A 23092-nucleotide genomic window follows, 5' to 3' on the forward strand; every position below is an offset into this window, starting at 1 on the left:
GGGCCGGGGGGCCGGGGGCTGAGGTGGCAGTTTCGTGCAGGCCGACGCGCGAGGTGGCAGTTTCGTGCAGCTCGCCCTCGACCGAGGTGGCAATTTCGTGCGATCAGGGGCCGAGATGGCAATTTTGTGCCGAAGCACGCACGTGACGGGGCATATCGACGTCGTCGTCCCGGACCGAGGTGGCAGTTTCGTGCGGTCGATGGCGCGAGGTGGCAGTTACGTGCAGGCCGGCGCGCGAGGTGGCAGTTTCGTTCGAGTCGCCCCCGCCGAGGTGGCAACTTCGAGCGGTCGAGGGCGCGAGGTGGCAGTTACGTGCAGGTCGGCGCTCGAGGTGGCAGTTTTGGGACTAAAACCGGCCCAAAACGTCCCAAAATTGCCACCTCGCCGGAAAAACAGCACGAGATTGCCACCTCGCGAAGAGAACGGCACCAAACTGCCACTTCGTGGAATCAGCCGCACAAAACCGCCACCTCGCCGCCTCGCCACCTCGCCACCTCGCGGCGGACAACGGAAGCTGCCGACCACACCCGCCCACGACGCGGCGCCACACCCGACCGAGTTATGATGCCGCCCCCGACGAGTCAAGACGAAGCGCCGCACCCGACCGCGTCGGGGCGCCACTCCCCGACCGAGCCAAGACACGGCGCCACTTCCCGACCGATCAGGCCGCGGCGTCCTCCTCGACCGGGCGCGCCGGGGTGTCCTCGGTCGACGGCTTGCCGACATACGACCCCTTGTACGCCGCGGCCGGGTGGTGCTCGTCGATCGCAACCCGCCCTTCGCCGTAGAGGTTCTCGCGGAAGGTGGATCCCTCGTAGCTCGTCCGGTAGCGGCCGCGCTTCTGGAGTTCGGGGACCACGAACTCGACGAAGTCCTCGAAGGACCCGGGCGAGACGTGGTAGGCGAGATTGATTCCGTCCAGGCCGCCTTCGTCGATCCAGCGTTCGAGCTCGTCGGCAACCTTTTCGGGACCACCGATGATGACGTCGCCCATCCCGCCGATCGCGCAGTGCTTCGCAATGTCCTCGCGCGTCCACTCCTTGTCCTTGGACTGGAGGGTGAACGGGGTCAGGAAGGACTGAATGGAATCGGTCTCGATGTAGTTGAGCACTTCGTCCTCGCCGAACTGGGACAGGTCGACACCGGACCAGCCGCCGATGATCGCCTGGGAGGTCTCGGGAGACACGTACTGGAGGTACTCTTCGTACTTGGCCTGGGCCTTTTCGTCGGTCTCGTCGACGATCACGGACAGCATCGCGAAGATCTTGACGTCGTCGCGCTGACGACCGGCCTTCTCGGCCTCGTCACGGATCTTGTCGGTCATGAACCGGGTCAGATCCGGGCGCAGCCCGCCCACGAACACGGCCTCGGCGTGCTTGCCGGCGAAAGCCTGGCCGCGCGAGGAGGCTCCCGCCTGGAAGATGACGGGGGTTCGCTGCGGGGACGGCTCGGTGAGTCCCGCTCCGGGGACCGTGAAGTATTTGCCCTCGTGCTGGATCGGGTGGACCTTGGACGGGTCGGCGTAGACGCCGGTTTCGCGGTCCTTGACCACGGCGTCGTCCTCCCACGATCCTTCCCAGAGCTTGTAGCAGACGTCGAGGAACTCGTCGGCGATCTCATAGCGCTTGTCATGCTCGATCTGGCGCGGCAGGCCCTGGTTCTCCGCGGCCGACGGAAGGTAGGACGTGACCACGTTGAAGCCGACGCGCCCCTTGGTCAGGTGGTCGAGCGTCGCGTACTTCCTGGCCAGCGTGTACGGCTGCTCGTAGGTCACGGCACTGGTCACACCGAAGCCGAGGTTCTCGGTCACCGCGGCCATCGCGGAGATCTGCATGAACGGGTCATTGACCGGAACCTGCGCCCCACCACGGATCGAGGGTGCCGCCGAGTTGCGGTACACGTCGTAGATCCCGACGACGTCGGCCAAGAAGATCCCGTCGAAAAGACCCTTCTCGAGCGTCTTGGCCAAGTCGGTCCAGTACTCGAGGGTGTTGTACTCGGTGGCCCGCGAACGAGGGTGGCGCCACAGATCAAAGCTCTGGTGGCCCACGCACGTCATGTCGAAGGCGTTGATGGCGATGCGCTTCTTGTCCGACATCGGGATTCCTTTCGGTGCCTGGAGGGACTCCATGGTTCTCCGCGTGCCCGAGCCCTGCGCCGACTTCCCGTCTCCCGAGAATCGACGCAACCATTCACGCGGTGGCGCCGGTTCTCGCGCCGTACTTGCATGTCCGCCGGTCGTCGCGCCGACGGTGCCAGATCATCATCTGGGGCACCCCGCTACGGGAGAGGGTTGCCGCCCAACCAGCCAGAGCTTGCGCGTTGGGACTCTTGATCTTTCCTTCCATGAGCGTATGTAACACCTCGGATTCCAGACCATCCTGTGTGCTTGTGTTACTCGGTTTGCACTGTGTTACGGGGCCGCGCGGCACGGCACCGGCTACGTCGGGACAATGCTCCGCACAGACAGTGCCCGAGTCTCTACTCCCCCGTGAAACGCGGCTTTCGCTTCTCCTGGAACGCCGAGAACCCCTCCGCGTAGTCCGCGGTCGAGCACAGTCGTGCCTGCTCGGCGGATTCGGCCGCCATGGAATCCCAGAGGCCCGCCCGCTCGTCACGCAGCTGACCTACCAGAGCCTTCGAGACCAGGTACGCCTGTGTCGCCCCCTGGGACACCTTCCGGACCCGTTGCATCGTGAAGTCCACCAATTCTTCCGCGGGCACGGAGCGGGAGAAGAGCCCGGCGGTGACCGCCTCGGCCCCGCTCATCATCTCCCCGGTGTAGATCAGGTCGAGGGTCCGGTGCGCCCCGAGCCTCTCGTAGAACAGGGCATGGCCTCCGGAGTCGAGCGTCGCCCCGAGGTTGGCGAACGGCGACCCGATCTTGGCGTCCTCGGCGACGTAGACGACGTCGCTCGCGATCGCCAGACCGAGCCCGACGCCGAGGCACGCGCCGTGCACCGCGGCAAAGGTCGGGGCTGAGAACGCGGCGATCTGGCGAAAGAGGGCCGTGGCCCGATGCCCCAGGTAGCCCTCGACGTCGTCGTGTGCCGGATCCACCGACGAGATGTCCCTGCCCGCGCAGAACCCGCGGCCCTCGCCGCGCAGCACGAGCGCCCGGACCTCGGCGTTCTCTGCCTCCCGATAGGCCTCGGACAGTTCTGCGAGGTCCTCGGCGTCCAGGGCGTTGAGCTTGCTCGGAGCATTGAGCACGATCTCCGCGATGTCATCGGAAATGGTCAGGTCGATCATGGTCGAGGTCCTTTCAACTGGCCCGAAGCGGCGCACCGCGCACGAGCTATGCGTCGTAGTCGACGTCCAGGGCGTCGGAGGTCGGTCGGGTCTGGCACGTCAGGACGTAGCCGGCCTCGATCTCATCCTTCTCCAGGGCGAAGTTTTCTTCCATCGTGAAGTCGCCGCAGAGGACTTTGGCCCTGCAGGTTCCGCACACGCCGCCGGCACACGCGAAGGGCACGTCGGGACGGACACGAAGCGCGGCGTTGAGCACGGTTTCGTTGGCCGACTTGGGTGTTTCGACCTTTCCGGTATTGCCGTCCAGGTTGAAGGTGATCCTGATGTTCTCGCCCTCGGGATCGGCGACCACTTCTCGCCCCTGCTGCCCGGCCGGTTTCTCCGGCTTGCCGGTCGTGAACAGTTCGAAACGGATCCTCTCCTCCGGGACCCCTCGGGCCGCGAGCGCGTCACGGCAGAGCTGCACGAGCTCGAACGGTCCGCACAGGAACCATTCCTGGGTTGCATCGACCGGGATCACCTTGTCCAGGAGTTCGTCCAGCTTGTCGGGGTCGATGCGGCCGGACATGAGGGGCGAGACACGCTGTTCACGGGACAGGACGTGGTGCAGGGCGATCCGTGACGGGTACTTGTCCTTGAGGTCGCCCAGTTCCTCCGCGAACATCACGTCCATCGAGGATTTGTTCGCGTAGACGAGATCGACGCTCGCGGTGGGAGAAGCCTTCATCAGGGACCGGGCGATCGCCATGATGGGCGTGATCCCCGATCCGGCGGCGATGGCCACCACGTGGGCGTTCTTGTCCTCGCGGACCTCGTGCCGGGCCAGTTCGTCCGGGTGGTTCATCGAGGTGACCCGGGTCCTGGAGGTAAAGGCGCCCTGCGGGTTCATGACCTCGAGTTCGTCCCCGACGGCCAGCTCCTCGTTGGCCCACGTGGAGAACAACCCGCCCATGTCCTTCTTGATCGCGACTCGGATCTCTCCGGGGCGCGGCTCTGCGCAGATGGAGTACGAGCGGCGCACTTCCTGGCCGTCGATCTCGGCGCGGAGGGCCACGTACTGTCCGGGGAGGTAGTCGTAGTCCTCGACCAAGTCGTCGGGGACGCCGAAAGAGACTTCGACGGATTCGTCTGTCAGCTTGCGCAGACCGGTGACGGGGAGCTTGTTGAACGTGGCGCGACGTCGCCCGCTCCCCTCGGGCGCGGAGGCTTCGTTCTCGACGTCGGAACGGTGGGTGCTGGTCTGGGTCATGTCAGTGAACCTTGAAGTAGTCGAAGGGCTCGAGGCACTCGTTGCAAACCCAGAGGGCCTTGCACGAGGTGGAACCGAATCGGGTCATCTCGCGCGTTCGGAGGGAACCGCAATGCGGGCATTTGACGGACAGCGTCAGCCTGACCGGGCCGCTGTTGTGTCCAGGAGCGCTCTCACCGGTCGGCGGCGCGATCCCGTATTCGGCCAACTTGGCTTTTCCGGCCTCGCTCATCCAGTCGGTGGTCCACGCGGGTCGCAGAACCTTCTCCACGCGGACGTCTCGGTACCCGGCTGTGGAGACGGTCGCGACCAGGTCGTCGGCCATGGTGTCCATCGCGGGGCACCCCGAATAGGTGGGGGTGATGACGACGACGGCCTGGTCGCCGTCGACGTAGGCGTCCCGAAGAACTCCCAGGTCCGCGAGGGTCAGGACGGGTATCTCCGGGTCGCAGACCGCCGCGGCACGGTCCCACAGGGCGGCGTCGGCGGCATCGTGCGGCCGACGTGATGGGCCCAGGGGCAACTCGCGGGCCAGACCGGCCGAGTCCTTGTCCGGTGCTGTATGGATGCTCGTGGCTGCCATCGCGATCACCACGTCGCTCCGGGGTGTTGCCTGGCCAGGGACTGCATTTCGGCCAGAATGTACCCGCGGTGCTCCGAGTAGGAACCGTCACGCACTTCGCTGGTGAGCCTGGCCTGGGCCACCTCGGGCACCTCGAGTTCGGCCTCCGCGAGGACCGACCGGATGCCGCGCATCGCCGCTTCCTCAAGGCTCGACGGCCGCACCGCGACGCCGTCCAGACGGTCGATCAGCTCGTCGTCGGTGAACAGTTCCTCGACGTAGGGCCACATGTATTCGAGCCCCGCGGCGATGCGTCGCCGGGATTCCTCGGTGCCGAGCCCCAGCCGGAGGATCCACTGCGAAGCGTGGTCCACGTGGTACTCGACTTCCTTGACCGCCTTGTCAGCGATGGCCGCGAGCGTCGGATCGGAGGATTCGGCCAGTGCCTTGTACAGCTCGTACTGATACATCGAGAAGATCAGTTGCCGGGCGATGGTCTGGCCGAAGTCGCCGTTCTCCTGCTCGACGAGCCGGCACGAACGGAACTCCTCCTCGGGCCGGAAGTAGGCGAGGTCGTCCTCGCTCTTGTTCCAGGCGGTTCCCGCGTAGGTGAGCAGGAACCGGGCGTGCCCGATGAGGTCCAGCGCGATGTTGGACAGCGCAATGTCCTCCTCCAGCTCGGGGGCCCGCGCGATCCACCACCCGAGACGCTGGGAGAGGATCAGGGCGTCGTCGCCGAGCCGCATCGCGTACTGAGCGACGTCCTCGGAGGCCGTGGCCCCGGATTCAGCGATGGATTCGGAGCTGATGGACTCACCCGCGCTGATCTTGGTGGCCGATTCTTGGGATGCGAAGGTACTCACAGGTGCTTCACCCCTTCGGACTTGGTGTAATACGTCGCGTGGCGGTAGGCCTTGCCCTGGGCGGATTCGAAGTAGCCGCCCTTGGAATCGGGGTCGGACGCCGTGATCGCGTCGGCCTCCACAACCCACACGCTGGTTCCCTCATTGCGCCGCGTGTAGAGATCGCGCGCATTGCGGACCGCCATGGTCGCGTCGGGGGCGTGCAACGACCCGGCGTGCACGTGGGAGAGGCCGCGCGAGGAGCGAACGAAGACCTCCCAGAGAGGCCAGGCCGTCTGCTGATTCTGGTGGGTTTCTTCGGCCATGGTGGTCAGGCTCCGATCAGTTGGGCGGCCGGTCGTTGCGAGCTCGGCGCGGTCTCGGTTTCGTGGTCTTCGTGGTTTGCGGCCTCGGCCGCGCGGGCGGCCTGTCGTTCGGCGTAGGCCGCGGCCGCCTCCCGGACCCAGGCCCCGTTCTCGTGGGCCTCACGACGCCGCTTCATCCGCTGGACGCTGCACGGGCCGCGCCCCTTGATCACGGACATGAATTCGTCCCAGTCCAGCTCGCCGTAGTCGTAGTGCTGACGCTCCTCGTTCCAGACCAGGTCGGGGTCCGGGAGGGTCAGCCCGAGGGCCTCGGCCTGGGGCACGATCATGTCGACGAAGCGCTGGCGCAGTTCGTCGTTGCTGAAACGCTTGATGTTCCAGGCCATGGACTGCTGGGAGTTCGGCGAATCCGCGTCCGGGGGCCCGAACATCTGCAGTGCGGGGCCGTAGAAACGGTCGACGGCGTCCTGCGCCATCTTCTTCTGCGCGTCCGTCCCGTGCGAGAGCTCGTACAGGATTTCCCATCCTTGCCGCTGGTGGAAGGATTCCTCCTTGCAGATGCGCACCATGGCTCGACCGTAGGGGCCGTAGGACGCCCGGCAGAGCGGAACCTGGTTGCAGATCGCGGCGCCGTCCACGAGCCAGCCGATGGCGCCCATGTCTGCCCAGGTCCGCGCCGGGTAATTGAAGATCGAGGAGTACTTGGCGCGTCCGGTGAGCAGCTGATCGTTGAGGACCGGCCGCGGGGTGCCGAGGGTTTCGGCCGAGGAGTAGAGGTACAGGCCGTGGCCCGCCTCGTCCTGCACCTTGGCCATGAGGATCGACTTGCGCTTCAGGCTCGGGGCCCGCGTGATCCAGTTGGCCTCCGGCTGCATGCCGATGATCTCCGAATGGGCGTGCTGGGAGATCTGGCGGGTCAGAGTCTTTCGGTAGGCCTCGGGCATCCAGTCCCGGGGTTCGATGCGGGAGTCATCCGCGATGAGCGCGTCGAAGTGCTCCTGCTCCGGGGCGACGGCGTCGTCGGTGTGGGTCATGACGTCCTCCAATGAAATAAATACCGAACGTTCGTTCAGGATATAGGGGTAGACTGTGGTCGTCAACACAAGAAGGTCCCGGTTGACACAGTGTCAATTTAACGATTCCCTACTGACCATTCGGTCATATATTGTGAGGAGGGCAACATGCCAGATCACCCCATGCTGGCCAACGACCGCACCTCGGAATGGCTGGGCATCCGTGTCCACCGTGCGGAGTACGGTCACGCGGTCATCAGCATGACGCTGCGGGAGGAGATGCTCAACGGATTCGGTATCGCCCACGGCGGCATGGTGTTCTCCCTGGCGGACACGTGTTTCGCCATGGCCTGCAACGACCCCGAGGGGGACGGCAGCACGATCACCGTCGCCCAAGGCGCTCAGATCGATTTCGTCCGTTCCGGGCGTCCGGATCAAGTCCTGACCGCAGAAGCCAAAGAGGTAGCCCGTACCGGTCGCAGCGGCCTCTACGACGTCACCGTCACCGCCGACGACGACGTCGTCGCCCACTTCCGCGGCCGGAGCCGGACCGTCCCCCAACGCCAGAAAGTGTGAACCCCATGACCACGTGTTCCATCGACAATCCCTACTCCCCCACCGCCTCCGCCGATCCCACGCAGCCCGACCCCGAAGAGCTGATGAGCAGGGACGAGATCGAGGCCCTCCAGGTCGAACGCCTCAAGTGGACTCTGCACAACGCCTACGAGAACGTTCCGGCCTATCGCGAGCTCTACGACGAACACGGCGTGCATCCGAGCCAGTTCCAGGAGCTTTCGGATCTCAGCAAGTTCCCCTACACGGACAAGGAATTCCTCCGGAACGCCTACCCGTTCAAGTCCTTCGCCGTACCGATGAGCGAGATTCGTCGCGTCCACGCGTCGTCCGGAACCACCGGACTGCCGACCGTGGTCGGCTACACCCAGGACGATCTCGACACCTGGGCGAGCCTCGTGGCGCGCTGCTTCCGTTTCTCGGGCGTCGAGCCGGGGCAGAAGATCCACAACGCCTACGGGTACGGCCTCTTCACCGGTGGGCTCGGCGCGCACTACGGCGGCGAGAAGCTCGGGTGCGCGGTCATCCCGATGTCCGGCGGACAGACCGACAAGCAGGTCCAACTGATCCGCGACTTCGAACCCGACGCGATCCTCGCGACCCCGACGTACTTGTTGGCCATCGCCGACGGGTTCCGGAAGGCAGGGGTGGACCCGAGGGACACTTCCCTCAAGCGCGCGGTGCTCGGCGCCGAGCCGTGGACCGACGAGATGCGTCGGGAGATCGAGCGGACCTTCGACATCACCGCGTGCGACATCTACGGGCTGTCCGAGGTCATGGGCCCCGGAGTGGCCGGCGAGTCCGCCGTGACACGGGACGGTTCCCATATCTGGGAAGACCATTTCCGGCCCGAGATCATCGACCCGTTCGATGATCGCGTGTGCGACCTGGGCGAACCCGGAGAGTTGGTGTTCACGTCCTTGACCAAGCAAGCGCTTCCGATCATTCGGTACCGAACCCATGACCTCACCCGGTTGCTTCCCGGGACGGATCGTCCCGGGCACCGGCGGATGGGCCGCATCACGGGCCGTTCGGACGACATGATCATTCTCCGCGGAGTCAACTTGTTCCCGACACAGATCGAGGAGCTCGCCCTCAATCTCCCCTCGCTCTCGCCGCACTTCACGCTCGAGATCGACCGCCCGAACAGGATGGACCAGATGACGATCCACATCGAGCGGCGTGAGGACGCGACCCGCGAGGAAGCGATCGAGGACGGGAAGAAGCTGCTGTCGGAGATCAAGACCAAGATCGGTTCGTCGGCGCTCATCGACATCGCCGAACCGGAGACCTTGGCACGGTCCTCGGGCAAGATCCGCCGCGTCTACGACCACAGGAACAAGTAACCTCGAGATGCCCCGTACGGGCCGGGGCGTCACCCGGGCCCGTACGGCGCCAGCCGGGCCCGACGGCGTCGTGCGCCGGACCACGCGGTGCGCGCGGCGCCGTCGGGTAATCTCGTGATGGACCCTGCAGAAAGACGAGACAGAACATGCCCACAGTGCCCGCCACCCAGGACCAGGAAACCGGCACCTCCGCAGCACCGAGCAATGGTGCGCGGCGAGGACGCCCGGGATACGACCGAGAGAAGCTCATCTCGGTCTGCGTCCAGGTCTTCAACGAGTACGGGTACGACACCACCTCGATGGGCATGCTCTCGAACCACCTCGGCATCTCGAAGTCGGCGATCTACCACCACGTGAACTCCAAGGAGGAGATTCTCGAGGAGGCGTTGCTCCGAGCGCTGGACTCACTCGAGAAGGCAATGGGCGAGGTGCGAACCCCGGACTCCCGCGGCATCGACCAGCTCGAAGGGGTGATCCGCGGTTCGATCCGGGTACTCGTGGACCAGATGCCCTACGTGACCCTCCTCCTGCGCCTGCGCGGCAACTCACCTGTGGAGATCGCGGCCCTCGAACGGCGACGCCGCATCACCCGCACCGTGGAGGAACTCGTCCGGCAGGCCCAGAACGAAGGAGACCTCCGCGAGGACATCTCAGGAAAGTCCACCCCGCGCCTGATCCTCGGAATGATCAACTCGATCGTCGACTGGTACCAGCCCGGAGGGCCAGGAACCACCGACCAGCTGGCCGACACCGCGGTGAAGATGGTCCTGGAGGGGTTGCGGGCGTAGCCAACGGGTGAGATGCGTAGCGGTTCTGGCCGAGGTGGCAGCTTTGTGCACCCCCTCCCCCGAGGTGGCAGCTTTGTGCTTTTTTTGCCACGAAATCCGCTCACAATCGCCACCTCGCGCCGTTTCTCGCACGGGATTGCCACTTCGACGAGCCAGAAGGCCTTGGCCAACAAAATTGATGGACTGCGGAGCTGCTACTACGTGGCGGTTACCCGATGGGGCGGGGGTTCCTGCGGTGGTCGGGGCTGCAACGGGTTGTCTCCGAGCTCTCGCTCGGCCCTCCCAGGTGGCACTCACCCGAATGAGTGGCACTTGCCCGCCGATCCCGGATACGCTACAGCCCTTCACCGGCCCCTTCTACGTGGCGTTTAACCGATTCAGTGGCGCTTTCCGTCGTTAGGCGGCGGTTTAGCCGCCGCCTAACGACGGAAAGCGCCACTGAATCAGGCACCCACCACCCAACGCACACCGTGGCCGGGTCACCTCCCCGTGGCCGGGCCACCACACGCTCAACCCGGGTCAGCGCCCGGCGTTCCCGGCCCCGACCCGCTACTCCTTCTCGACCAGCGTCAGGACGTCGTAGGTCGCCACGATCTCGTCGTCCTGGTTGGTCAGGCGGGCGTCCCAGGCGACCTCGCCGTAGTCGTCCGTGACGCGCGGGGTGATGCGCTTGGCCGTCAGGGTCACGCGGAACGAGTCGTCGTAGGTGACCGGGGTGATGAATCGCAGATTCTCCAGCCCGTAATTCGCCAGTACAGGCCCCGGAGCCGGCTCCACGAACAGGCCCGCGGCCCACGAGACCAGCAGGTAGCCGTGGGCGACCCGTCGGGGGAAGAACGGATTGGCTGCCGCCGCTTCCTCATTGGTGTGGGCGTAGAACGTGTCCCCGGTGGACTCCGCGAATTCGGTGATGTCGTCCAGGGTGACCTTGCGCAGGTCGGAGCGGAACTGGTCGCCGATGCGCAGTTCGGCCAGCGACTTCCGGAACGGGTGCGTGCCGGTGCCGTTTTCGACGTCGTCGCGGGTCACCGTCTGCGCCCGGGCGCCCCAGTGCCACACCCCGGTCACGCCGGTCAGCAGATCGGGCGAACCCTGCACGGCCGTGCGCTGCATGTAGTGCTTGATGCCGCGGACGCCGCCCAGTTCCTCGCCGCCACCTGCTCGACCCGGGCCGCCGTGCACCAGCTGGGGCATGGGCGAACCGTGACCGGTCGAGGTCTTGGCGTCGTCGCGGTCCAGGAAGAGAACGCGGCCGTGGTGGGATCCGATCCCGGCGGCGAAGGCACCGGCCGTCTCAGGGTCGTGCGTGCAAACCGTGGCCACGAGCGAGCCCGCGCCCAGAGCCGCGAGCTCGACCGCCTCGTCAACCGACCCCGAATAGCCCACGACCGAGGTCACCGGGCCGAAGGCCTCGACGCTGTGGACCTCGGGGGTGCGCGCGTCGTCGAATTCGAGCACGGTCACGGGGAAGAACGCACCCTCGGACGGAACGCTGTCGAGTGCGTCCGGCCCGCCGACGCGCACTGTGCCTCCGGCGTCGGTCAGTCGCCGTACGGCCTTCACGACCTCTTCCCGCTGGTCAGGAGAGGCCAGGGCGCCGACCGTCGTCGTTTTGTCCCGCGGGTCGCCGACGACGCCGCGCTCGGCGATGCGGACCCTGAGCGCTTCCACGACGGGCTGGCGCATCTGGTCGGGCACAATCACGCGACGGATCGCGGTGCACTTCTGTCCCGCCTTGGCACTGATCTCCAGGACCACGGACTTGATGAATGCCGCGAATTCCGGGGAGTCCTCGGTGACATCCGGCCCCATGATGGCGGCGTTGAGGGAGTCGGTTTCGGCGGTGAAGCGCACGCCACCCTCGAGCACGTTGGGGTGCTGGCGCAGGGCCTGTGCGGTCGCGGCCGATCCGGTGAAAGCAACGTGGTCACGCATGTCCAGGTGGTCCAGCAGGTCGCGGGCGGAGCCGGAGATCAGCTGAATCGCTCCATCGGGCAGCAGGCCCGAGTCGACCATGAGCCGCACGCATTTCTCGGTCACGTATGCGGTCGGCGTCGCAGGTTTGACCACGCTCGGCACGCCCGCGATGAACGCTGGAGCGAACTTCTCGAGCATCCCCCACACCGGGAAGTTGAAGGCGTTGATCTGCACCGCGACGCCGGGGAGGCGGGTGTAGATGTGCTCGCCCAGGAAGCTCCCGTCCGCCGACAGCTGTTCGACGTTCCCGTCCACGATCACCCGAGAATTGGGCAACTCGCGGCGGGCCTTGGAGGAAAAGGTGAAGAGGGTTCCGATGCCGCCGTCGGTGTCGATCAAGTGGTCCTTGGCGGTAGCACCGGTCCGGAACGAGACCTCGTAGAGCTCGTCCTTGTGCTCATTGAGATGCAAGGCGAGCTTCTTGATGATGAGCGCGCGCTCGTGGATCGTCAGCTCCCCGAGCGACTTCTGGCCGCGATCCCGCCCGTACCGAACCACATCGGCCGTCGAGAGGCCCTCGGCGCTGACGCGAACCAAGGGTTCCCCGGTCGCCGCGTCGACGACGTCGGCCGCCCGCTCCGGATCGTCGGGCCGCCACCACTGACCCCGGACGTAACTCGGCAGTATCTCGGTGGCCTGGGTGGTTGTAGCCTCATTACGGGTTTGGGTGGTCACGGGTGAATTCACTCCCTGCGATAAAGTAGCCGAACGTTCGGTCAGTAATTATTGTCAGGATAACCCACGTCACAGTCCCGCGCCACAATCCGGCGCGACAAAGAGTCACAAGGAGGTCCCATTGGACGACCACGCGAACAGGGCAGAACACCGGAGCCCGGAGGAACGCGAGCGAGACACCCCGGTGGGTCGCATCGATCCGGGAGAGCTGGATGACAAGCTCGGGATCGAGTTCGAGGAGCAGACCCCCGAGCGCGTGGTGGCCACCATGCCGGTCGCCGGAAATCGCCAGGGCCACGGAATCCTGCACGGTGGAGCGTCCATTGCTCTGGCCGAATCCTGCGGCTCATGGGCCGCGGTCCTGCACGCGGCGCAGTTCGGGAAGATCGCCGTCGGCATCGAGGTCAACGCGACCCATCATTCGTCGGCCTCGGAGGGCACGGTGCGCGCCGTCGCAACCCCCATCAAGCTCGGGCGATCCATGACGAGTCACGAAGTCGTCATGACGCACGTGGACAGCGGACGGCGCCTGTGCACCGTGCGGATCAGCAACTACCTCAAACCCGCGCCGGAGGGGTTCTTCGACTGATCGAACCGGGGCCAGGAGCCGACCATGCCGCGCCTGGCCCCAGCCTCTACTGGCCCCAGCCTCTACTCGTACGTGTAGAAGCCTTTGCCCGATTTCTTGCCGAGTTCGCCGCGTTCGACCATGTCGCGCATGAGTTGGGGCGGGCTGAACCTCGGCCCCAACCGAGACTCGAGGTACTCGGCGATATCCAGTCGTACGTCCACGCCCACGATGTCGGTCAGCGCCAGCGGGCCGACGGGGTGCTTGTAGCCCAGAGTCATGGCGTGATCGATGTCCTCGGGCGCGGCCACGCCTTCCTCGACCATGCGAATGGCTTCCAGGGACAGGGCGATCCCGAGCCTCGAAGAAGCGAAGCCCGGGGCGTCATGCACGGTGACCGGGGTCTTGCCCAGCCCACTGACCCAGTCCTGGGTCAGAGAAGCCAGTTGCTCCGAGGTCTTCTCACCGACCACCACTTCCACGAGCTTGGATGCCGGGACGGGGTTGAAGAAGTGCAGGCCGCAGAAGTGATCGGGGCGTTCGAGTTCCTCGGCCAGACCATCCACGGACATCGACGACGTGTTGGTCGCCAGCCACGCGTCCGGGCCCATGTTCGACTCGGCGCGGCGCAGGGACTCGACTTTGAGGTCCCAGACTTCCGGCACGGCCTCGACCACGAGGTCGCGGTCGGCGAATGCGGAGGCATCCGTGGCCACCTCCAGATGGGCGCTCCACTCCCCGACCGCACCCTCGATCTTGCCGCGGTCGATGGACGCACCGAGGTCCTTCTCGATGCGTTCGCGGGCGGCCCGTGCGGCGGCGTCGTCGACCTCGACGACGACCACGTGGGCCCCCGAGATCAAGAACGCGTGGGCGATGCCGGAGCCCATGCGGCCCCCGCCCAACACGCCGACACGTTCGGGGACATTCTGGCTGTTCAGAGCGTTCACTGAGTGCGCTCCTTTCTGCGGTCCAGGAAGGACTGCATGCGATCGAATTTGGCGGGGGACTCGAACAGAACCGCCTGAGCGAGCTCGTCCACGTACGGGTGGGCCTCGCGGGGCGCGTGGAACACGCCCTTGGCGATGCGAACCGCGAGGGGATCCTGCTTGGCGATGCGGTCCGCGAGTCGGTGGGCGGCGTCGAGAAGATCTTGGGGCTCGTGGATTTCGGTGATGAGCCCGGCGTCGAGGGCCTCATCGGCGTCCAGCATACGACCCGCAAACAACAGCTCCTTGGCCAGAGGCTCCCCTGCCAGCTCCTTGAGACGCCACATGGCGCCGGCCGCTGCCACGATCCCGAGTCCGGTTTCGGGCTGCCCGACCTTGGTCTGGGGTGTTCCGATGCGGAAGTCCGCCGCCCACGCGAGTTCGGCACCGCCGCCGAGGGCGTATCCGTCCAGCGCCGCGATGACGGGCATGGGGAGGCTTCCCAGCCGGTCGAACAGCCGCGAATTGATCCCGCGCAGGGCGTCGTCACGACGGCGTTCGCGCAGCTGGGCGATGTCGGCGCCGGACGCGAAAACCCCCTTGCCGTTGACCTCCGTCCCGGACAGGATCAGGATCTTGGGCTCAGCCTCGAGGTGGGCGCACACCCTGTGCAGCTCCTCGATCATGGTCGCGTCGATCGCGTTGCGGACTTCGGGCCGGTTGAGGCGGACGTGGAGCCTGTCCTCGCGGCTCTCGATCTCGATTGCGGTGAAGTCTCCGGTCAATTCCATGGTTTACGCCCTTTCGAGAAGCAATGCCGCGCCCTGCCCGACGCCGATGCACATGGTCGCGAGGCCCTTGGACGCGCCTTCGCGCTCCATGCGGCCCAACAGGGTGATCGTGATACGGGACCCGGAGGAGCCGAGGGGGTGTCCCAGGGCGATCGCACCGCCGTCGCGGTTGACAATGTCAGGGTTCAGTCCGAGGCGGCGGATCGAGGCGAGAGACTGCGTGGCGAAGGCTTCGTTGAGCTCGACCGCCCCCAGATCATCGATGTCCCACCCCGAACGTTCGAGCACTTTCCGACTCGCCGGCACGGGACCGATGCCCATGATCTCCGGTGGGACACCGGCGGATGCACCGTCCACCACGCGTGCGCGCGCCGTGAGGCCGTATTTCTCGACAGCCTTCTCGCTGGCCACGATGATGGCCGACGCGCCGTCGTTGAGCGCGGACGAGTTGCCCACGGTGACCACGGATCCCCCACCGACCACTGGCCTGAGCTTGCCCAGGGCCTCGGCGGTCGTGCCGGGGCGGGGGCCTTCGTCCGTATCGACCACGGTGATCTCGCCCTTCCGGCCGGCAACCTCGACCGGGACGATTTCGTCCGCGAATCTCCCGGCCTCGATGGCGGCCGCCGCGTTCTCCTGCGAGCGCACCGCGAATTCATCGGCCTCTTCGCGAGTGATTCCGTCGGTGCGGGCCACTTCTTCCGCGGTCTCGGGCATCGAATAGGTGGCTTTGCCGTCGCGGGACAGGGGGCCGTCCAGGAACTTGGGATTCACGAAACGCCACCCGATCGAGGTGTCGAAGGCCTCCCCAGGCTTGGCGAAGGGACGGGTGGGCTTTTCCATGACCCAGGGTGCGCGGGACATCGATTCCACGCCGCCGGCGACGACGATGTCCGCGGCCCCCGATTTGATCATTTGCGACGCCGTGGTGATGGCCGACATTCCGGAGGCACACAGGCGGTTGACAGTCATCCCTGGCACGGTGTCCGGGTACCCCGCGAGCAACCAGGCCAAGCGTGCGACGTTGCGGTTCTCTTCGCCGGCACCGTTCGCATTTCCCAGGATGACCTCGTCGACGTCGGCGGGGTTGATGCCCGCCTCTTCCACGACGCTCTTGATGCAGAGTGCCGCAAGGTCGTCGGGCCGGACCGAGGACAGGGCACCCCCATACCGCCCGACCGGGGTGCGGGCTCCGCCGACGAGAAAGGCTGCTGGCATTTCGGGCATGGAAGCTCCTGTTCAGGCGTTCGGTTCCAACTGTTCGGCCTGCGGGGAATTACCGACCGTTCGTTCACTAATATGGCACCTGGTGTGATGTGCGTCAATTCCGAGGTCTGGCGTCAACAAGCGACGAGGCCCCCATGAGAGCCACAGGCAAGGGACGTTTCCGAGGAGACCGCGAGGAGCAGTCGCCAAAGCTTGGCGCTTACCCGATTCGGTGGCAGTTACCCCTGTTACGTGGCCGCTGAACCGCCACGTAACAGGGGTAACTGCCACCGAATCGGGGAACCAGCACCATATTTCCGAAGGTACCGTCGAAAACCGAACGAGTGCGCCGCGCCTTTGTGCTGGCGACGAATTATTCGCTGTTCAAGTCCGCTTGTCGCCCGGCCCAACGATCTCTCTTGTTCTTGGCCGATTGGGCAACGACTCCTGCGATGACAAAAGTCAGGATTCCGACGCCGGCGACGATGTTGACGGCACTTTCCGAGGAGTGCGGAAGCACCCCGATCCCCAAGACACACCTCAGCAGCCCCAGACCGGCCGCTACCCCAAACATTCTGGTTGCTCCCTCTGACACCGAATCTCCTGACGCGACTGATCCACTACCTGATGCCGGTTCGATCAATCCGCGACCGCACTGTGCGATCACGGTCGTATCAGCCGGGACCCGAGGAGGCTCTTCCATTGAGCCGTCGAGGCCGCTTGCCACGATAACGTGATGACAACCACGCGCAATGCGCCCCTCGGTGGAGCCGCAGACTGCCCACTCTCGGCACGGACCGATCGACCGCCCTGATGACGCACTTTGACGCGTGCCGTTTCATCTGTCGAAACAGTCCGGGCCGAGTTGGAGCGGCCCCGGAGGGCACGCTTAATCTGGAGTGGAAAACCATCCAGAGCGACCGAGAGACCTGGCTCGACGACGTCGCAGCAACCTTCTCCCCCGCAATGGCCCGCATATTCCACAGGGCCCGGGGAGAATACGGTGCTAACGCCAGGGTTCGATGGAGTGATTGATTGTGAGTTCGGCCCGCGCCCCGGAGGACACCCGTGCCTTGGAGGCCGAGGTCGCGTCGGTCCGATTCCACGATGTCGGGAAGTCTTTCGGCACCTCGTCCCGTGGCGGGACGCGTACTCAGGTCCTTCGCGACGTGAGTTTCACGGTGCAACCGGGTGAGATCGTCGCCGTCGTCGGGCCGTCCGGGTGCGGCAAGTCCACTCTCCTGCGCGCGACGGCGGGGCTGGACACCGCAACCGAGGGCTCCGTCACGATCGATGGCAGCCCGGTTCGGGACATTGATCCTCGGTGCGCCGTCGGATTCCAGGAGCCCCGCCTGCTGCCCTGGCGTTCGATCACGGACAATGTCGCCCTCGGCCTGCCAAGAAAGACCCCCGCGTCCCGCGGCCGGAAACGTGTTGCGGAACTGATCGAGCTCGTCGGTCTGACCCCGCACGCGAACCACCGGCCGGGCGAGGTCTCCGGCGGCATGGCCCAGCGCGCGGCCCTGGCCAGGGCCCTGGCCCGGAATCCGCAGGTGCTCCTGCTCGACGAACCCTTCGGCGCGCTCGACGCCCTGACCCGACTCAAGATGCAGGATCTGCTCCTCGATCTGCATCGGCAGGACCCCACCACGGTTCTGCTCGTCACGCACGACGTCGACGAGGCGCTGTACCTCTCCGACCATGTCATCGTCCTGGGGCGCCCGGCCCCAGGTGAGCCGGCGGGAATCGTGGAGAACATCGAGGTCGACCTCCCTCGACCCCGTTCTCGCGAGGACTCGGATCTGGCGCGAATGCGCGGACACCTTCTGGGGCTGCTCGGCGTCGACACCACGGCGCACTAGCCCCACGACGTCGAGCCCGTGAACCGCCCATGCCCAGCAAGGACCCGATCCCGATGACCACCTTTTCCCGTCGCGACGCCCTCAAAGGCGTCGGCCTCGGCGCCGTCGCCCTGACCTTGTCCGGATGCATGTCCGGCGAAGGAGCCGGCCGTGGCGTCATCAACGCGGATGCTTCCGGAAGCATCACCCTGGACTACGCGACGTACAACCCCTTGTCGCTGATCATGCGCAAGAAGAAGTGGCTCGAAACCGCCGCCGAAGGAATCGGGCAGTCCGTCTCCTGGTTGAAATCTGCCGGTTCCAACAAGGCCAACCAGAGCCTGATCGGTGCCGCGATCGACGTCGGTTCGACCGCGGGTTCGGCTGCCCTTCTGGCACGTGCCAACGGTGCGCCGATCACGACGATCGGCCTGTTCTCCCAGCCCGAGTGGTCGGCCCTGGCCAGGACCCCGGACTCTCCCATTCGCGGCGTCGAGGATCTCGCCGGTCGCAGTATTGCGGCGACCCTCGGCACGGACCCCTACTTCCTCCTGATCCAGGCCCTCGATGAGGCCGGGATGTCGGCCGACGATGTGACCATCGTGAATCTCCAGCACGCCGACGGACGATCCGCGTTGGACACGCACCAGGTCGACGCCTGGGCGGGGCTGGACCCCATCATGGCGACGGCCCAGGAGGAAGGCGGCGACGAGTTGTTCTACCGGAATCTCGACTTCAACACCTGGGGATTCCTCAATGCCCGTGAGGAATTCCTCGACCAGAACCCGGAAGGAGCCCAACTCGTCATCGACATGTACGCCTTCGCGCGCGAATGGGCCATCAGTCACCGGGAGGAAGCCATCGCGGTGTTCGCCGAGGAGGCTGGCATATCTGACGACGTCGCCCGCACGGTCTGGGACCGCACCCACCTGGATATCGACCCGGTACCGGGCGACGACCAGCTCCGGGTGCTGCGCAATATCGCGCCGATCCTGGTCGATTCGGGGGACGTGTCGGAGCGAAAGGATGCGGACGACGCCGTCGAGAACATCATCGAGAAGAAGTATGCCCGAGCCGCCGATGCATCCGCGGCCGCCCGGCGGATCAAGGGGAAATAGAGCGTGACAAGCTTTCCGAAGAACCGTTGGACCATGGCCGGCCTGGGGGTCGTCCTTCCCCTGCTCGTCCTCGTGGCGTGGCACCTGCTCTCGACCACCGGCGTCTTCACCCCGATTCAGCTGCCGAGCCCGTCGAAGGTCGCGGCCGCGGGCATCGAACTGATGCGCCGGCACGAGCTCTGGCAGCACGTCGGTATCTCGACCCAGCGCGTGATCCTGGGCTTCGTGATCGGCAGCGCGCTCGGGCTCGTGATCGGTGCCCTGATCGGCCTCTCCCGATGGACCCGCATCCTTGCCGGGCCGACCATCGGCGCGATCCGCGCGGTCCCTTCCCTGGCTTGGGTCCCGCTCATGCTCCTGTGGGTCGGCGTCGGTGAGAATTCCAAGGTGATCCTGGTGGCCATCGGCGCTTTCTTCCCGGTCTACACCACGGTCGCGGGGGCCCTGAAGCACGTGGACCACCACTTGATCGAAGCGGCTCGGTCCTTCGGCATCCACGGGATCAGGCTCTTCACCACGGTCCAGTTGCCGGCGGTGATGCCGTCCGTGGTCTCGGGGCTCCGGCTGGCCCTGGCCCAGGCCTGGCTCTTCCTGGTGGCCGCGGAACTGGTCGGTGCCTCGATGGGCCTCGGTTTCCTCCTGACCGATTCGCAGAGCAACGGCCGCACCGACCGTCTCATTCTGGCGATCATTCTGCTGGCAATACTGGGCAAGATCACCGATGCCCTGATAGGAATCTTTGAACGATGGACTCAGCGCCGGTGGGGCACTGCCCCGGCCGCGTCGTAGAGCATCCGCAACGGATAGGAACGATCATGACTCTTCCGAAGAACTTCGTGTTCTCCGACCCGCACTCCCCGACCCCGAACCCGGCGGAGGAATCCGACGACGCCCGGGTTGCCTTCTGGGAGAAGCAGGCCGCCCGCCTCGACTGGGCCGAGCCGTGGCACACCGCGCACCGGTTCGAGAGGCCGCGCATCGTCGGCACGGACGACGACGGCCTCCCCGAATTCAGCGTCCCCGAGATCGCCTGGTTCGACGGCGGAAAGCTGAACGCGGCCTACAACTGCGTGGACCGACACGTCGAGGCCGGCCGTGGCCAGCACGTGGCCCTCTATTTCGAGGGCGAACCCGGCGACCGCGAGGTGTACACCTACGCTCGGCTCAAGGACGAGGTCTCCCGAGCCGCCAACGCCCTGCTGTCCCTGGGCGTCGGGAAGGGAGATCGAGTCGTGATCTATCTACCGGTGATCCCGGAGACCGTGATCATCACTCTTGCCTGCGCGCGCATCGGCGCCGTGCACTCCCTCGTGTTCGGTGGTTTCTCCGCCGAGGCGCTCAGGTTCCGCGTCGAGGACACCGGGGCCAAGGTCCTGGTCACCACGGACGGACAGAATCGACGCGGACACGTGGTTCCGGTCAAGCAGAACGCCGACGACGCGTGCGCCGGCGAGAACTCGATCGAGCACGTCGTCGTCGTGCGCAGAACCTCCCGACCCGGACGCAAGACCCCCGCTGGGGTCCCCCTGTCCCCCTCCGACAAAGGCTTCCGCTCCAAGGACGAGCAGGCCGTTCCGTGGACGCCCGGGCGCGACGTCTGGTGGCACGACCTGCTCGAGGCATCCTCCACGGTCCACGAGCCGGAATTCTTCGACGCCGAAACCCCGCTGTTCATCATCTACACCTCCGGAACCACCGGACGACCCAAGGGCCTCGTGCACACGACGGGCGGGTACCTGACTCAGACTGCGTACACCCATGCGCTCCTGTTCGATCTGCTTCCCGAGACCCTGGACGAACAGGGCGAGGTGCGCCCGGACGAGTTGTCCGCCGAGAACGACATGTCCAAGGTGGATTCGACCGTCCACTGGTGCACGGCCGACCTGGCCTGGGTCACGGCCCACACCTACGAGATCTACGGACCACTGCTCAACGGCGTCTCCGAGGTGATTTACGAGGGGACCCCCAACACCCCGCATTTCGGGCGCCACTTCGAAATCATCGAACGCTACGGGGTCACCAACTACTACACGGCGCCGACGCTGATCCGCTCTCTCATGGGCGCCTTCCCGAACGGTCTGCCCGCAAGCTACAACCTGGCCTCGGTCCGCCTCCTCGGATCTGTCGGCGAATCCATCAACCCTGAGGCGTGGCGCTGGCTTCGGGACAATGTCGGCAACGGAGAGGTTCCGTTCGTCGATACGTGGTGGCAGTCCGAGACCGGTTCGACCGTGTGCTCACCACGGCCCCACGACCCCCAGTTCGCGCCGGCCGGAACCTTTCCGGACCATGCACCGCACACGAGAACCAAGCCGGGGTGCGCCACGCGCGCCGTCCCCGGCGTCTCGACCCGCGTGGTGGACGAGAACGGCGACGACGTACCCGCCTCGACCCAGGGATTCATCGTGGTGGACGGGATCGGCCCCTCGATGGCGCGAACCGTGTGGGGGAACCCCCAGCGGTACTTGGACTCGTACTGGAAGCACTACGGCGAGCGCGGCTGGTTCCTGGCCGGGGACGGGGCCAAGGTCGACGAGGAAGGCGACACCTACATCCTGGGGCGGATCGACGACGTCATCAACATCTCCGGACACAGGCTCTCGACGATCGAAATCGAATCGGCCCTGGTGACGCACCCGACGGTCATCGAGGCCGGGGTCTGCCCCGTGGAGGACGAGCTCACCGGCCATGCGGCGATCGCCTTCGTGACGATCACGGACCCTGAGAACCTCGACGAGGCCGGGTTGCGCGACGCGCTCCGCGCCCACGTGACACGAGAGATCGGGCCGATTGCCAAGCCGAAGGACGTCGTCGTGGTTCGTGACATTCCCAAGACGAGGTCGGGGAAGATCACCCGCCGCCTTCTGGGCGAGCTGTACCAGGGACGGGACCTGGGAGACCGCTCCTCGCTGCAGAACGAGGAAGCCCTGGATCACATCGCCGACGTGCTCACGCGACGCCGAGCAGTCTGAGTCCGGCGCACACGGCCATCCCGAGGATCACGCAGATCAGGAGCGGAACCTTCACGATGGCGGCCGCGATCCCGACCGAGGTGCCAATGATGCGTGAGGGGCCGGCGAGATCCTGTCCTTCGAAGACCATCGTGGTCGCGGCGACCGCGCAAATGAGAACCACGGTGGCCCGATCCATCCAGAGCCGGGCCACTGTGGGCTCCTCGGCGTCTTCATCGGTCCCGGACAGTGAACCGATGCGCACGCCCACATAGCGGAGAAGGTACGTGCCGACCACGAGCCCTGCCAGGGCCACCAGAAAAGGAAAGACACTCATACTTCGCTCCTCTCGAGCGTCCTGTCGCTGCGGCGCAAGCGATTCTTGGTCCACAGGAAGGAGGCGGCTGGAATCAGGACCACGAGCGAGGCAACGGCACCGAGACCCATAGGCAGCACCGGAGTGGCCGCCACGGCCAGGACGGCGCCGCCACCGGCCATGATGGCCAGGAGAGGATTCTTGAGGTCCTGGACGACCAGGCAGAACAGAATGATGGGGAACGCGGCGTCGAGACCGAGGGCATCGGCGTCCACGACGGAACCGAGCAACTGGCCGAGGGCCGCACCTCCGACCCAGGCCGGGAAGAGCAGAATGGCCATGAACACGAAGTGCTGCCACCTGGCCTGTCTGCCTCTGACGGAGCGAGCGAAGGCAATGGTTTCGTCGTTGACGAGGTGAGAAGCCAGAAGCCGGCGCCACCCTCGCGGAACATATTCGCCCGCGCTCAGGCCGAAGGCGAAGTTGCGGGAGTTGACCAGCAGACCCCCGAGGACGGCGAATACGGGAGCACCGCCCGCGGCAATGACACCGACGAACGTCAGTTCGGCGGCCCCGCCGGTCGCGAGAGCGGCCAGCAGAACGGTCTGCCACAGCGCGAAGCCCGAGGACTGCGAGAGCGCACCATAGGACAGGCCCACCGCGGCGAGCGTCAGAAATATGGCCAGCGCGCTGCGTCGCTGGGTGGGGGCTATGGCCCGCGGGATCTTCCCGAAGACCGTTCTGTATACCGAACGCATGGTTATTATGG

At 65.9% G+C, this 23092-nt stretch carries 22 protein-coding genes and 2 riboswitches; of the genes, 8 read left to right on the forward strand and 14 right to left on the reverse strand.

Annotated elements, in window-relative coordinates:
* Window positions 1-661: 661 nt before the first annotated feature.
* The 7 genes from EWU68_RS05970 to paaA form a co-directional block, all read right to left on the reverse strand.
* Window positions 662-2098, reverse strand: coding sequence for an LLM class flavin-dependent oxidoreductase (locus tag EWU68_RS05970; RefSeq protein WP_129315212.1), 1437 nt, complete (start codon window positions 2096-2098; stop codon window positions 662-664).
* A 116-nt stretch (window positions 2099-2214) separates the two neighbouring features.
* A riboswitch (SAM riboswitch) is annotated at window positions 2215-2337 on the reverse strand.
* Between the two features lie 144 nt (window positions 2338-2481).
* Window positions 2482-3252 (reverse strand): enoyl-CoA hydratase/isomerase family protein, encoded by a 771-nt coding sequence (locus tag EWU68_RS05975; RefSeq protein WP_129315213.1) that lies wholly within the window; start codon window positions 3250-3252, stop codon window positions 2482-2484.
* A gap of 46 nt (window positions 3253-3298) precedes the next feature.
* Complete coding sequence (gene paaE / locus EWU68_RS05980) at window positions 3299-4501, reverse strand: 1,2-phenylacetyl-CoA epoxidase subunit PaaE (protein WP_129315214.1); 1203 nt, start codon at window positions 4499-4501, stop codon at window positions 3299-3301.
* 1 nt (window position 4502) lies between these two features.
* On the reverse strand, window positions 4503-5084 hold the full coding sequence (gene paaD, locus EWU68_RS05985) for a 1,2-phenylacetyl-CoA epoxidase subunit PaaD (protein ID WP_129315215.1): 582 nt from the start codon (window positions 5082-5084) through the stop codon (window positions 4503-4505).
* Between the two features lie 5 nt (window positions 5085-5089).
* On the reverse strand, window positions 5090-5926 hold the full coding sequence (gene paaC, locus EWU68_RS05990) for a 1,2-phenylacetyl-CoA epoxidase subunit PaaC (protein ID WP_129315216.1): 837 nt from the start codon (window positions 5924-5926) through the stop codon (window positions 5090-5092).
* Window positions 5923-6231, reverse strand: coding sequence for a 1,2-phenylacetyl-CoA epoxidase subunit PaaB (gene paaB / locus EWU68_RS05995; protein WP_129315217.1), 309 nt, complete (start codon window positions 6229-6231; stop codon window positions 5923-5925). The genes paaC and paaB overlap by 4 nt, the downstream gene beginning before the upstream one ends.
* A 5-nt stretch (window positions 6232-6236) precedes the next feature.
* The gene (paaA, locus tag EWU68_RS06000; protein ID WP_129315218.1) at window positions 6237-7265 is read right to left on the reverse strand and encodes a 1,2-phenylacetyl-CoA epoxidase subunit PaaA; all 1029 of its coding nucleotides are present in this window, start codon (window positions 7263-7265) and stop codon (window positions 6237-6239) included.
* Window positions 7266-7412: 147 nt separating this feature from the next.
* Between paaA and paaI the strand changes: the two genes are divergently transcribed.
* The 3 genes from paaI (at window position 7413) to EWU68_RS06015 (ending at window position 9951) form a co-directional block, all read left to right on the forward strand.
* Window positions 7413-7820: a hydroxyphenylacetyl-CoA thioesterase PaaI gene (gene paaI / locus EWU68_RS06005; RefSeq protein ID WP_129315219.1), complete on the forward strand. Its 408-nt coding sequence runs from the start codon at window positions 7413-7415 to the stop codon at window positions 7818-7820.
* 5 nt (window positions 7821-7825) lie between these two features.
* Window positions 7826-9163 (forward strand): phenylacetate--CoA ligase family protein, encoded by a 1338-nt coding sequence (locus EWU68_RS06010; RefSeq protein WP_156265502.1) that lies wholly within the window; start codon window positions 7826-7828, stop codon window positions 9161-9163.
* Window positions 9164-9309: 146 nt separating this feature from the next.
* Window positions 9310-9951: a TetR/AcrR family transcriptional regulator gene (locus tag EWU68_RS06015; protein ID WP_129315221.1), complete on the forward strand. Its 642-nt coding sequence runs from the start codon at window positions 9310-9312 to the stop codon at window positions 9949-9951.
* A gap of 549 nt (window positions 9952-10500) precedes the next feature.
* Here EWU68_RS06015 and paaZ read toward each other — a convergent pair.
* Window positions 10501-12603, reverse strand: coding sequence for a phenylacetic acid degradation bifunctional protein PaaZ (gene paaZ / locus EWU68_RS06020; protein WP_129315222.1), 2103 nt, complete (start codon window positions 12601-12603; stop codon window positions 10501-10503).
* Between the two features lie 121 nt (window positions 12604-12724).
* Here paaZ and EWU68_RS06025 point away from each other — a divergent pair, with 121 nt between their 5' ends.
* The gene (locus tag EWU68_RS06025) at window positions 12725-13192 is read left to right on the forward strand and encodes a PaaI family thioesterase (RefSeq protein WP_129315223.1); all 468 of its coding nucleotides are present in this window, start codon (window positions 12725-12727) and stop codon (window positions 13190-13192) included.
* Window positions 13193-13254: 62 nt separating this feature from the next.
* Here EWU68_RS06025 and EWU68_RS06030 read toward each other — a convergent pair whose 3' ends face one another.
* From EWU68_RS06030 to EWU68_RS06045, 4 genes are all read right to left on the reverse strand, one after another.
* The gene (locus EWU68_RS06030) at window positions 13255-14112 is read right to left on the reverse strand and encodes a 3-hydroxyacyl-CoA dehydrogenase family protein (protein ID WP_156265514.1); all 858 of its coding nucleotides are present in this window, start codon (window positions 14110-14112) and stop codon (window positions 13255-13257) included.
* A gap of 5 nt (window positions 14113-14117) precedes the next feature.
* Window positions 14118-14891 carry an enoyl-CoA hydratase/isomerase family protein gene (locus EWU68_RS06035; RefSeq protein ID WP_129315225.1) on the reverse strand — a complete coding sequence of 258 codons (774 nt, stop codon included), beginning with the start codon at window positions 14889-14891 and terminating at the stop codon, window positions 14118-14120.
* A gap of 3 nt (window positions 14892-14894) precedes the next feature.
* Entirely contained in the window at window positions 14895-16118 is a 1224-nt protein-coding gene (locus EWU68_RS06040) for a thiolase family protein (protein WP_129315226.1), read from the reverse strand.
* Window positions 16119-16470: 352 nt separating this feature from the next.
* On the reverse strand, window positions 16471-16692 hold the full coding sequence (locus EWU68_RS06045; protein ID WP_129315227.1) for a hypothetical protein: 222 nt from the start codon (window positions 16690-16692) through the stop codon (window positions 16471-16473).
* A gap of 309 nt (window positions 16693-17001) precedes the next feature.
* Window positions 17002-17126: riboswitch (SAM riboswitch) on the forward strand.
* A gap of 8 nt (window positions 17127-17134) precedes the next feature.
* Between EWU68_RS06045 and EWU68_RS06050 the strand changes: the two genes are divergently transcribed.
* The 4 genes from EWU68_RS06050 to EWU68_RS06065 are packed head-to-tail and all read left to right on the forward strand — an operon-like array spanning window position 17135 to window position 22028.
* Window positions 17135-17959 carry an ABC transporter ATP-binding protein gene (locus EWU68_RS06050; protein WP_238692346.1) on the forward strand — a complete coding sequence of 275 codons (825 nt, stop codon included), beginning with the start codon at window positions 17135-17137 and terminating at the stop codon, window positions 17957-17959.
* A 53-nt stretch (window positions 17960-18012) separates the two neighbouring features.
* Window positions 18013-19056, forward strand: coding sequence for an aliphatic sulfonate ABC transporter substrate-binding protein (locus EWU68_RS06055; protein ID WP_129315228.1), 1044 nt, complete (start codon window positions 18013-18015; stop codon window positions 19054-19056).
* 33 nt (window positions 19057-19089) lie between these two features.
* The gene (locus EWU68_RS06060; protein ID WP_129315298.1) at window positions 19090-19845 is read left to right on the forward strand and encodes an ABC transporter permease; all 756 of its coding nucleotides are present in this window, start codon (window positions 19090-19092) and stop codon (window positions 19843-19845) included.
* Window positions 19846-19871: 26 nt separating this feature from the next.
* Window positions 19872-22028 carry an AMP-binding protein gene (locus tag EWU68_RS06065; RefSeq protein ID WP_129315229.1) on the forward strand — a complete coding sequence of 719 codons (2157 nt, stop codon included), beginning with the start codon at window positions 19872-19874 and terminating at the stop codon, window positions 22026-22028.
* On the opposite strand, the gene EWU68_RS06070 is transcribed toward EWU68_RS06065, so the two are convergent.
* Together EWU68_RS06070 and EWU68_RS06075 are read right to left on the reverse strand one after the other, a co-directional pair.
* Window positions 22006-22344 carry an AzlD domain-containing protein gene (locus tag EWU68_RS06070; RefSeq protein ID WP_129315230.1) on the reverse strand — a complete coding sequence of 113 codons (339 nt, stop codon included), beginning with the start codon at window positions 22342-22344 and terminating at the stop codon, window positions 22006-22008. The two genes, EWU68_RS06065 and EWU68_RS06070, sit on opposite strands and share 23 nt — an antisense overlap.
* Window positions 22341-23081, reverse strand: coding sequence for an AzlC family ABC transporter permease (locus EWU68_RS06075; protein ID WP_129315231.1), 741 nt, complete (start codon window positions 23079-23081; stop codon window positions 22341-22343). Before EWU68_RS06075 ends, EWU68_RS06070 begins: the two co-directional genes overlap by 4 nt.
* Window positions 23082-23092 lie beyond the last annotated feature (11 nt).

Source organism: Rothia koreensis, from assembly GCF_004136575.1.
In the GTDB taxonomy this organism is placed as follows: domain Bacteria; phylum Actinomycetota; class Actinomycetes; order Actinomycetales; family Micrococcaceae; genus Rothia; species Rothia koreensis.

Bases quoted from the DNA above. Each gene is read 5' to 3' on its own strand.
- EWU68_RS06070 (WP_129315230.1), bottom strand. From the start codon at position 22,344: ATGAGTGTCTTTCCTTTTCTGGTGGCCCTGGCAGGGCTCGTGGTCGGC.
- EWU68_RS06035 (WP_129315225.1), bottom strand. From the start codon at position 14,891: ATGGAATTGACCGGAGACTTCACCGCAATCGAGATCGAGAGCCGCGAG.
- EWU68_RS06040 (WP_129315226.1), bottom strand. From the start codon at position 16,118: ATGCCCGAAATGCCAGCAGCCTTTCTCGTCGGCGGAGCCCGCACCCCG.
- EWU68_RS06015 (WP_129315221.1), top strand. From the start codon at position 9,310: ATGCCCACAGTGCCCGCCACCCAGGACCAGGAAACCGGCACCTCCGCA.
- paaE (WP_129315214.1), bottom strand. From the start codon at position 4,501: ATGACCCAGACCAGCACCCACCGTTCCGACGTCGAGAACGAAGCCTCC.
- EWU68_RS06060 (WP_129315298.1), top strand. From the start codon at position 19,090: ATGGCCGGCCTGGGGGTCGTCCTTCCCCTGCTCGTCCTCGTGGCGTGG.
- EWU68_RS05970 (WP_129315212.1), bottom strand. From the start codon at position 2,098: ATGTCGGACAAGAAGCGCATCGCCATCAACGCCTTCGACATGACGTGC.
- EWU68_RS06075 (WP_129315231.1), bottom strand. From the start codon at position 23,081: ATGCGTTCGGTATACAGAACGGTCTTCGGGAAGATCCCGCGGGCCATA.
- EWU68_RS05975 (WP_129315213.1), bottom strand. From the start codon at position 3,252: ATGATCGACCTGACCATTTCCGATGACATCGCGGAGATCGTGCTCAAT.
- EWU68_RS06065 (WP_129315229.1), top strand. From the start codon at position 19,872: ATGACTCTTCCGAAGAACTTCGTGTTCTCCGACCCGCACTCCCCGACC.
- EWU68_RS06010 (WP_156265502.1), top strand. From the start codon at position 7,826: ATGACCACGTGTTCCATCGACAATCCCTACTCCCCCACCGCCTCCGCC.
- paaD (WP_129315215.1), bottom strand. From the start codon at position 5,084: ATGGCAGCCACGAGCATCCATACAGCACCGGACAAGGACTCGGCCGGT.
- EWU68_RS06055 (WP_129315228.1), top strand. From the start codon at position 18,013: ATGACCACCTTTTCCCGTCGCGACGCCCTCAAAGGCGTCGGCCTCGGC.
- paaA (WP_129315218.1), bottom strand. From the start codon at position 7,265: ATGACCCACACCGACGACGCCGTCGCCCCGGAGCAGGAGCACTTCGAC.
- paaB (WP_129315217.1), bottom strand. From the start codon at position 6,231: ATGGCCGAAGAAACCCACCAGAATCAGCAGACGGCCTGGCCTCTCTGG.
- paaI (WP_129315219.1), top strand. From the start codon at position 7,413: ATGCCAGATCACCCCATGCTGGCCAACGACCGCACCTCGGAATGGCTG.